Annotated in this window: 4 protein-coding genes; 1 reads left to right on the top strand and 3 read right to left on the bottom strand. The window is 67.4% G+C overall.

The genetic code is table 11. The annotated features are described in order from the left end of the window. Window positions 1-236 precede the first annotated feature (236 nt). The 3 genes from VJ923_RS12060 to VJ923_RS12050 form a co-directional block, all read right to left on the bottom strand. On the bottom strand, window positions 237-1,664 hold the full coding sequence (locus tag VJ923_RS12060; RefSeq protein ID WP_326441827.1) for a helix-turn-helix transcriptional regulator: 1,428 nt from the start codon (window positions 1,662-1,664) through the stop codon (window positions 237-239). Between the two features lie 146 nt (window positions 1,665-1,810). Further along, window positions 1,811-3,535 (bottom strand): FAD-dependent oxidoreductase, encoded by a 1,725-nt coding sequence (locus VJ923_RS12055; protein WP_326441825.1) that lies wholly within the window; start codon window positions 3,533-3,535, stop codon window positions 1,811-1,813. Then, complete coding sequence (locus VJ923_RS12050) at window positions 3,525-4,181, bottom strand: cytochrome c3 family protein (RefSeq protein ID WP_326441823.1); 657 nt, start codon at window positions 4,179-4,181, stop codon at window positions 3,525-3,527. Before VJ923_RS12050 ends, VJ923_RS12055 begins: the two co-directional genes overlap by 11 nt. A 278-nt stretch (window positions 4,182-4,459) precedes the next feature. Between VJ923_RS12050 and VJ923_RS12045 the strand changes: the two genes are divergently transcribed. Then, window positions 4,460-5,650: a hypothetical protein gene (locus VJ923_RS12045; protein ID WP_326441821.1), complete on the top strand. Its 1,191-nt coding sequence runs from the start codon at window positions 4,460-4,462 to the stop codon at window positions 5,648-5,650. Window positions 5,651-5,903 lie beyond the last annotated feature (253 nt).

The following is a 5,903-nucleotide window of genomic DNA, read 5'->3' as shown; positions in this document are numbered from 1 at the left end:
GGCCGTCCGCGGGCGCCCGATCGGCAGTCCCTCGGGACATATGTCAATCGTAATCCGACTGTCCGGGCGGGCTGCTCAAGCAGTCGGATTAACTACACTTCAAACTGTAATGGGGCGAGAGGGCAGCGCGCAGGAGGGGCGGCCCCGGGCACTTGCTTTCCCTGCGCGTTCTCCTAACTTTCTTGTGAGGTCGATTATCTATCCCCCGAGTTTTTCTCGAGGTGGATCGTTCGCTTCTAGCCCTCCACCAGGTCGATAAGCTCTTGGTGAGAGTGGATGCCGAGCTTCGCGTAGACGTGCTTCACGTGGGCCTTCACGGTGTTGCGCGATACCACGAGCGCCTCCTCGATGTAGCTGCGGTCGCGGCCCCGGGCCAGCATGGCGAACACCTCGGCCTCGCGCGGGGTCAGCGCGTACTCGTCGGCCACGGCCTCGCAACGGGCGGCGAAGGCCTCCTCGGGCGTTTGGGCGGCTGCCGGCGCCGTTGCCTCGTCGGCCACCGGCTCGATGCCGTCGATGGCGTCCGCGAAGGTGAAGCGCTTCAGGCCCACCATCACGTAGGCGGCGAACACCAGCAGCAGCGCGGCGGGAATGGCCGCCCGCAGCAGGGGGTTTCCCTCCGTCGCCCCGTTGGCGATCATGCCGGCTGCCGCCCCCACGAGCGACCCTAAAGCCGAAACGCCGTTTCCCCAGGCCACCGTCGTGATGGCTCCCAGGGGGTTGCGGGCGGCGATGGCCACGAGCGCCATCTGGGCCGCCATGGAGAACAGGCCGTTGCCGGCGTTCAGGAGCGCCACGTCGGCCGCGGGGCCGCCGGTGGCGAGCAGCGGCTGGGCCGACAGCAGAAAGCCCGCCATCACCGCGAGCGCCGACAGCTGCACCACGCCGTCGGCTGGGAAGCGGCGACGCGAGAAGACCACGTAGAGGGCCACGAGCGCCAACGGCACGGCCGAGAAAAACGACGTGCGGGGCGCGCCGGCCACCTCGTCGAAGCGAAGCGCGAAGCCGAAGGCCACTTGGAACAGGAGCAGGCAGCCGAACAGCGCCGAGAACGGCGCCAGGAACGAGGCCGGGCGCGTGACGGACATATCGCTCGGCGAGGGGCGGCCGCGCGAGTCCTCGAAGAAGGAGCGGGCGCCACCGGCCGAAAGCGCGAGCGCTGCCAGCGGAAACGCCAGAAACAGCGCCGTGCCGAGCTGCGGGGGCACGGCCGCCGCAGCCGGGCTTGCGGCCAGCTGGACGGTGTAGGCGGCGGCGATGGCCAGCCCGGCGCCGTGGGCCGCCAGCCGTGCGAGGTACAGGCCGACCGACACCGTCACGGCCGCGCGGCCGACCGCGACGACGCTTGCGCCCGCAACGAGGGCCGCGGGCGACTGGGCGGCCAGGCCGATTGCGAGCGCGATGCCGCCGCCGATCAGGCACGCGACGGCAGATCCCGTCACCGCGCGGTGGCCCAGCAGGTGCGGCGCCCGATAGGCCGCCAGGCCCAGCCCCAGCAGCGTGGCCGCCGAGCAGGTGACGGAGATGTCGCGGGCGAACATGAAGATGGCGTCGAACTGCGGGAAGATGGACCCGTTCATGAGCGATGTGGCCCCCAGCACCAGCAGCAGCGCCGCGAACCCGCGGACGGCCCCGGCGGGGCGCTTCTCTCCCAACGCCTCCATGGCGCCTCCCTTCCCGTTTTTCCCATTGTACACGCGAAGACCCCCGATCCGCGCGGGATGGGGGTCTTCGCGTTTCATAACCGCTGGTCACTGGAGGGTGAGGCAACCGGCGGTATCCCCGGAAGGGTGTAGGGAGGGGGCGTGCCCTAGGCCTGCCCGGTGGCGGCCAGTATGCCGGCGCGGCGCCCGAAGGTCATGGTGCGCCCGCAGGCCAGGCCGGTCATGAGGTTCGGGTAGCTCACGGAGAAGAAGCCGCCCGAGTCGTTGCCCGTCAGGTACAGGCCCTTTATGGCGTCGCCGTTCTCGTCGCAGGGGTGCATGTTCGTGTCGATGGTGACGCCGTCGAGCGTCGCCAGGAACCACGCGCCGGTGCGCACGCCGTAGAACGGCGGCGTGTCGATGGCCATGAGGCGGTGCTTCTCCTTGTTGTAGTCCTCGTCCACCCCGGCCGCGGCCATTTCGTTGTAGCGCTTCCACGAGGCCACCGTGGTGTCCACGGGCAGGTTCAGCTTCTCGGCCAGCTCCTCCATGGTGTCGGCCTTCTGCACGTAGCCGTCCTCGATGAGCTTCTCGATCATGCCGTCCACCACCTGCATGGGGATGTTGTTCCTGGCCCCGTTGTCGAAGGGGAACAGGCGGCAGCAGCCCACTTCGTCCATGGCCTCGGCCTGGGCGGCGTGGTTCGCGTCCCAGATGTCCACATAGGTCTGGTGCGGCTGCATGATGGTGGAGTGCAGCATGTAGTCGTAGGGGCCGCTCTCGTTGCAGAAGCGCTGGCCCTTCAAATTCAGCTTCAGGAAGGGCTGCTCGCCGAACCAGAACCAGCGGCCGAGCACGCCGTCGCCGGCAGTCTGGTCGGGCTTCACGCAGGCGCGATTGAAGGTGCAGGCCGCGCCGAGCGGGTCCATGGTGGCGCCGAGCCACAGCGCCGCCTTGATGCCGCTGCCGGTGGGGTTGCCGCCGGAGCCGGGGGCCGCGATGCGGATCTTCTGGTTCCAGGCCTGGCGGTCCTCCATCATCTCCAGGTTGTTGCCGTAGCCGCCGGTGGACAAGATCACGCCCTTGCTGGCGTTGATGCGCAGGTAGTGGCGGTCGCCCTGCACGTCGCGGGCGATGACGCCGGTCACCCGTCCCGCATCATCGGTCTCGCACTTGATGAACTCGCAGTACCAGCGCACCTCGGCGCCCTGCTCGGCGGCGTAGGCCAGGATGGACTCCGCGAAGCCCCACTCCTCGTCCTCACCCACCGCGTCGGTCAGCTGCGGGCTGTGGCCGGTGGCGTAGGCCTTGTCGCGGCCGGGATCGGAGATGTCGCCCACGCCGCCCTCGAACTCCATGACCATCTTGCCGTCGCGCTGCACGATGTCGGTGAGCCAGTCCACCATGGCGCCGGACTCGTTGGCCCACAGCTTCACCAGATCGTAGTTCACGAATCCGTTGGCGTAGCGGACGATGTCCTCCACGGCTTCCTTCTTCTCGATGCGGAACTGGGGGAACTCGTCGAAGGACGCCTGCTGCAGACGCGAATCGATGGCGCCGATATCCTCGCGAACGTTCTTCGGGGTACCCTGGCGGTCGATGCCGAGCACCTTCGCGCCGTTCTCGGCAGCCGAGATCATGGCCGGAATGCCGCCCGTGCCGATGCCCACGACGAGCACCTCGGTCTCCAGGGTCTCGGCGATATCGGACTCCAGGATCTCGGGCGGGGCGCCGAGCCACGAAGGGCCGCCGAAGTCGCCCGTACGGGGGCTTGCGGGTTCCTCGGCCGCATAGCCGTGGCCGCATCCGGACAGCGCGGCGGCAGACAGGCCACCGAGAGCGGCAAGGCCCGCGCCCTTGAAGAAGCTGCGGCGGGAAACGTTACTCTGCATTGGGGGCCTCCCATCCTTCGGGCAGGGTCAGGTCGTGGCACTCGTTGCACACGAGCACCTGGCACTCGTTGCACACGAGCACCTGGTTCTCGTGGACCTTGTGGCAGTCGCCGCACTCCAGGGCCATGTCCTGATGGCTCGCGTGCGGGTTGTACTTCTCGTCGTTGCCCGCGAAACCCCACAGATTCGCCGTGATCTCGTCGAAAGAGGTGCCGGCGGCGTGGTGGCACTCGGGGCGGGCGCAGAACTCCTCGCTGGCGAACTCCTTGCCCGTAGCGAGCATGGTGCCGTCCTCGGTCATGGGGTAGTTGTCCGACACCCAGGCGCACACCTCGGCGATCTGGGTGGTCAGCTCGGCGGTGTGGCAGTCGAGGCACGCCTCGCCGGCCTCGGCGTGGGCCGTCACGCCCAGCTGCGGGTTGCCGTCGTCGTAGGTTTCCACGTAGTAGTCCATGGGGCTGTGGCAGATGGCGTTGCAGAAGCTCGGCTGCTCGTGCCACACCCAGAATCCGGCACCCGCCACAATAACGACGGCCACCACCACGCCTGCTACGATCCATCCGCGCTTGCGGGGCCGTCGCGGCGAGGCGCCTCCTTCCGTCGGCGTCCCGGCCGCCTGCGCGACCTCGTTCTCTTCGATGCTCATAATCGCATCCTCCCTTCCTGATGTTCCTCGGAGACGGTGGCCAGTGTGCGCCGCCCGAGGGCGAAAAGCTATTACCCCAGCGGGGTAAACTTTGCGTTTAGCCTGATGAGAGCGGGGTTACAAAAAGCAGGGTGCTCATCTTGCGCTCTTCGGCCCCAGCGAGGGAAGGCTGGGGTGCCGTTTTTGCATCTGCGAGCGCCGGGGTCATGAATGTTGCTTCCATTGATATTGTTTCGCGCATACCGCCGCGCCGCCGAGGCCCTGTATCGTGCTTGCCCATGAATGTGTATCTCTCCCATAGCACGGCGCTGCTCTTCTGGCGCGCCTGGTCCGCCGCCGCGGCCATCCCCCTGCACGCGTTCCACGATTTGGGCGTGGCCGATGCCTCGCTGTTTCCCGCGAGCCTCTTTGCGACTTCGGGGGTGCTCTGCAACGAGGCGGTGCGGAGTGCGGATGTGCAATCGGTTATGGAGGATGCCCTGCAAAGCTTGGCGTGCGCTGGGCCGGTGCATTCGTCCGATGCGAGCCCGGCGGCTTCGACTAACGATTCCGCATCGTGCTCGACGGGCGCCGGTCCGATGCCCTCGCAAGCCGCTGCCGTGATGTCGGCGCTGAAGGAGGTTGCTCGCTCTCAGGGAGCCGGGCCGCTGCACATCATGGTCGCGAGGGCCCATGGCACGCGGAACTCCGGCGGTCTTATGCGCCATCGTTCCCCGGTCGCCTTCCCGCGGCAGTCCTTTATCAAGGTAGCTCCAGGCGTATTCGTTTGTTCTCCGGAGCTCGTCTTCGTCCAGATGGCTGCCTCGCTGACGCGCGGAGGGCTTTTGGCTGTTGGCTACGAGCTCTGCGGCTGCTACCCGTTGGGGGAGGAGCGCGCGGGCGCCCTCGTGCGCCGCCCGCTTTCGTCGCCTCGTCGCCTTGCGGCTTTTGCCGCCCGTGCCTCGGGTCTCGCAGGCGTGAAGGCGGCCCGATCGGCGGCGAAGCAGGTGCTCGCCAAGTCGGGATCCCTCATGGAGACGGAGGTGTCCATCATTGCGTTCTCCCTGTTCTCGCAGGGAGGGCTGGGCCTGAGAGCGCCCCTTCTGAACGAGCCGGTCGTGTTGTCCAACTCCGCGAGGACAGCCACGGGGTTGAGTCGCGTGGTGTGCGATTGGCTGTGGCCCGCGGAACGAGTCGTGCTGGAATACGACGGGCGCGATGCGCACAGCTCGCCGCAGCAGCAAGCCCATGATGCCCGCAAGCGCGATGCCTTGCGCATCGACGGCTTCAACCTCGCCATTGTCACGAGCTCCCAATTCCACCACGTCAACCAGTGCGCCGAGCTGCTGCGCGGGGTTGCCCGAAGCGCCGGGCAAAGGTCGGCCGCTTTGAAGCCCGAGCACCTTCCACGTCATATGGCCTTGCGCGAGCAGGTGCGCAAGCATCATCGCACTCATTTTCCCTCGCGTTTTCGGAAGGCGCATCCGTAAGGTATATTCCCGTGGCCTATCCGTATGGCCCCTCCCCCGAGGTGCGTTCCTCGGGTCCATCCCCGGGGCCCATCCCCAAGGCCTACCCCTGGGGCTCATCCGTAGGGCACGCTCGTGAGATCCATCCGTAAGGCCAGTTTTGGGGAAGGTCTCTTCAGGTCGGCTCGACCCCGGCTGCCCGCTCCGTTCCGGAAAAAGCGCCGCCGCTGCAGAGAAAAGTGCGATTGTGCGAGTTCCGGGAGGCGGAAAACTC

Origin of the sequence: Adlercreutzia shanghongiae, assembly GCF_035830635.1 — a bacterium.
Classification (GTDB): Bacteria; Actinomycetota; Coriobacteriia; order Coriobacteriales; family Eggerthellaceae; genus Adlercreutzia; species Adlercreutzia shanghongiae.
Note: the sequence above shows the minus strand (reverse complement) of the source record. Positions and strands in the feature narration are given on the sequence as shown.

What these genes read in the sequence shown, in the direction of transcription:
- VJ923_RS12060 (WP_326441827.1), bottom strand. Translation starts at nt 1,664, where the DNA reads ATGGAGGCGTTGGGAGAGAAGCGCCCCGCCGGGGCCGTCCGCGGGTTC.
- VJ923_RS12055 (WP_326441825.1), bottom strand. Translation starts at nt 3,535, where the DNA reads ATGCAGAGTAACGTTTCCCGCCGCAGCTTCTTCAAGGGCGCGGGCCTT.
- VJ923_RS12050 (WP_326441823.1), bottom strand. Translation starts at nt 4,181, where the DNA reads ATGAGCATCGAAGAGAACGAGGTCGCGCAGGCGGCCGGGACGCCGACG.
- VJ923_RS12045 (WP_326441821.1), top strand. Translation starts at nt 4,460, where the DNA reads ATGAATGTGTATCTCTCCCATAGCACGGCGCTGCTCTTCTGGCGCGCC.